Origin of the sequence: Mesorhizobium sp. M4B.F.Ca.ET.089.01.1.1, assembly GCF_004022605.1 — a bacterium.
Classification (GTDB): domain Bacteria; phylum Pseudomonadota; class Alphaproteobacteria; order Rhizobiales; family Rhizobiaceae; genus Mesorhizobium; species Mesorhizobium abyssinicae.
In genome coordinates, this window is the sequence record NZ_RZOS01000674.1 from 1 (window position 1) to 2227 (window position 2227).

Annotated in this window: 2 protein-coding genes and 1 pseudogene; all 3 read right to left on the reverse strand. The window is 65.4% G+C overall.

Annotation, left to right across the window (positions count from 1 at the left end; all coding sequences use genetic code 11):
• Nucleotides 1-118: 118 nt before the first annotated feature.
• Entirely contained in the window at nucleotides 119-1159 is a 1041-nt protein-coding gene (locus EN780_RS32505; protein ID WP_127406262.1) for a sugar ABC transporter substrate-binding protein, read from the reverse strand.
• 39 nt (nucleotides 1160-1198) lie between these two features.
• Nucleotides 1199-1963, reverse strand: coding sequence for an ATP-binding cassette domain-containing protein (locus tag EN780_RS32510; protein ID WP_127311334.1), 765 nt, complete (start codon nucleotides 1961-1963; stop codon nucleotides 1199-1201).
• Nucleotides 1960-2227 (reverse strand): annotated as a pseudogene (locus tag EN780_RS32515) (ROK family protein); the annotation flags it as partial. The gene EN780_RS32510 and the pseudogene EN780_RS32515, both read right to left, overlap by 4 nt.

Consider the following 2227-nt stretch of genomic DNA (forward strand, 5'->3'; position numbering starts at 1 on the left):
TTCATGAGCTGATCCGGTTGGCGCGCGTGTTTGACAATGTTGCGGCTTCGCGCGCTTCGACGCGCGCGGCGCTTTTGAGGGGCGCTCCGGGCCGGGTAGCCCGGAGCGGTCCTCGTGGTTACTCGACCGGTTTTACGGTTTCGGTCGGCGGCTTCTGGTTGCCCCAGAAGGCCGGATTGTCGACGTTCTCCTTGGTGATGGCGGCGCCGGGGATCTTGATGTTCGGGCCCCAGGCTTCCTTGGTCACCGTCGACTTCAGGCCAAGCACCTCATATTCGCCGGGCTTGATCTCTTCCTTCTTGACGATCTTGTCCATGAACATGGCGATAGCCGCGGCCTGGGCGTAGAGCGGCTGTTCGACTTCGACGTTGAGCCAGCCCTTGCGGATCAGGTCGAGACCGACCGGTGCGCCGTTCGAGCTCATCATCATGACGTCGCCGGGCTTCTTGCCTGCGGCCTCGAGCGAGGCGACGCCGGCGACCGAGAGATGCGCGGCATGGCTGAAGATCAGGTCGATGTCGGGATTGGCGAGCATCTGGTCGGCGACGATGGTGCCGGCGTTGCTGGCTTCCCACTGCATGGCTGGAAGCGAGATGATCTTGACGTCCGGGAACGCCTTCATCTTCTCCTCGAACCCCTTCTGGATGTCGAGCGTGTAGGGATCGCCGGGATCGCCGAGCACCTGCAGGATCTTGCCCTTCACCGCCCCGTTCTTCGCTTTCAGGAGCTTCTCGGCTTGGTCGGCGGCGACGTAGCCGATCTCGACCGTGCCGGCGACCGAGGTGAAGTCGGACGGGGTGGAGGTGATCTGACGGTCGAATTCGACCACCGGAATGCCGGCGGCGCGGGCCGCTTCGACGGACGGCTTCAGCGCGTTGAAATCGACCGCCGCAAGGACGATCGCGGCGGGCTTCAGCGCGATGACGTCGTTCATCTGCGATTGCTGGGCGTCGGTCTTGTTGTCGGCGTTCAGCGATTTGAAGTCGTAGCCGACCTGCTTCAGGAACAGTTCCAGCGCGGTCACCGAACCGGTCTGGAACTCATCGAGCAATGTCGGCACCAGATAGTAGACGGTGCCCTTGGACTGGGCGAATGCCGGCGTGAGCGTGGCAATGGCCAGTGCCAGGAAACCGAAGACGGAAAGAAGTATTCTCTTCATGTCGTTCGCTCCTCTTGCGCCGGACCCCTCATTTGTCCCTCAGCTCGCCGGTCCGGCACCGGCCAGCGTCTCTCCGGTAATCATGTTGATCACCGCGTCGGGACTTGTCTTGCTGCGTGCGACATCGCCCGCCACGACGCCTTGCCGGATCACCACGATCCGGTCGGCGACCTGGAAGGCCTGCTGCATGATATGAGTGATGATGACGACGCCGATGCCCTGGTTCGCCACCTGGCGGATCATGTCGAGGCCGCGTCGCGTCTGCTCGACGCCAAGCGCCGCGAACGGCTCGTCGAGCAGCACCAGCTTGCCGCCCCAGTGCACGAAGCGGTTGAGCTCGATCGCTTGCCGCTGTCCGCCCGAGAGGTGCTCGACATTGGTGCGCAACGACGGGATGCGGGTGCCGGCATTGGCGAGCGCCTTGGCGACCACGTCTTCCATGGCGCGCTCGTCGAGCACGGGGACGCCGAGCACTTTGCGGGTGATCTCGCGGCCCATGAAGAAATTCGCCACCACGTCGACATTGGTGCACAGCGACAGGTCCTGGTAGACGGTCTCGATACCGGCCGCCTTGGCCTCGGCAGGCGATCTGGCCAGGAACTCCGTGCCTTCGAACAGCATGCGGCCGGAGGTCGGCTCCAGCCCGCCGGCGATGATCTTGACCAGCGTCGACTTGCCGGCGCCGTTGTCGCCCAGCAGCGCCACGACCTCGCCGCGTCCGATCGAAAAGCTGATGCCCTTCAGCGCCTGGATGGCGCCATAGTTCTTGGTGACGTTGTCGAGGACCAGCAGGGGTTCGCTCATGCCGCGATGTCTCCGCCTTTCAGGAGGTCGCCGCCGCGCTGCCGCTTGGCGGTGAAGATCTGGCCGAAGCGCGGCGACAGCACCCCGGAAACGGCAAGTGCCGCCGCGCCGCGCAGCACCGCATGCTGGCCGCCGCGCGCGACGACGATGCGCGGCGTGACGCGGTCCTTGCGGGCCGAGACCGAATTGGGCAGCTCGGCGGCTCCCGCCAGGCGCTCGAGCAGCGCCGGCGGCGCCAGCCCGCCGAGCACCACCGTCTCGGGG

Bases quoted from the DNA above. Each gene is read 5' to 3' on its own strand.
- EN780_RS32505 (WP_127406262.1), bottom strand. From the start codon at position 1,159: ATGAAGAGAATACTTCTTTCCGTCTTCGGTTTCCTGGCACTGGCCATT.
- EN780_RS32510 (WP_127311334.1), bottom strand. From the start codon at position 1,963: ATGAGCGAACCCCTGCTGGTCCTCGACAACGTCACCAAGAACTATGGC.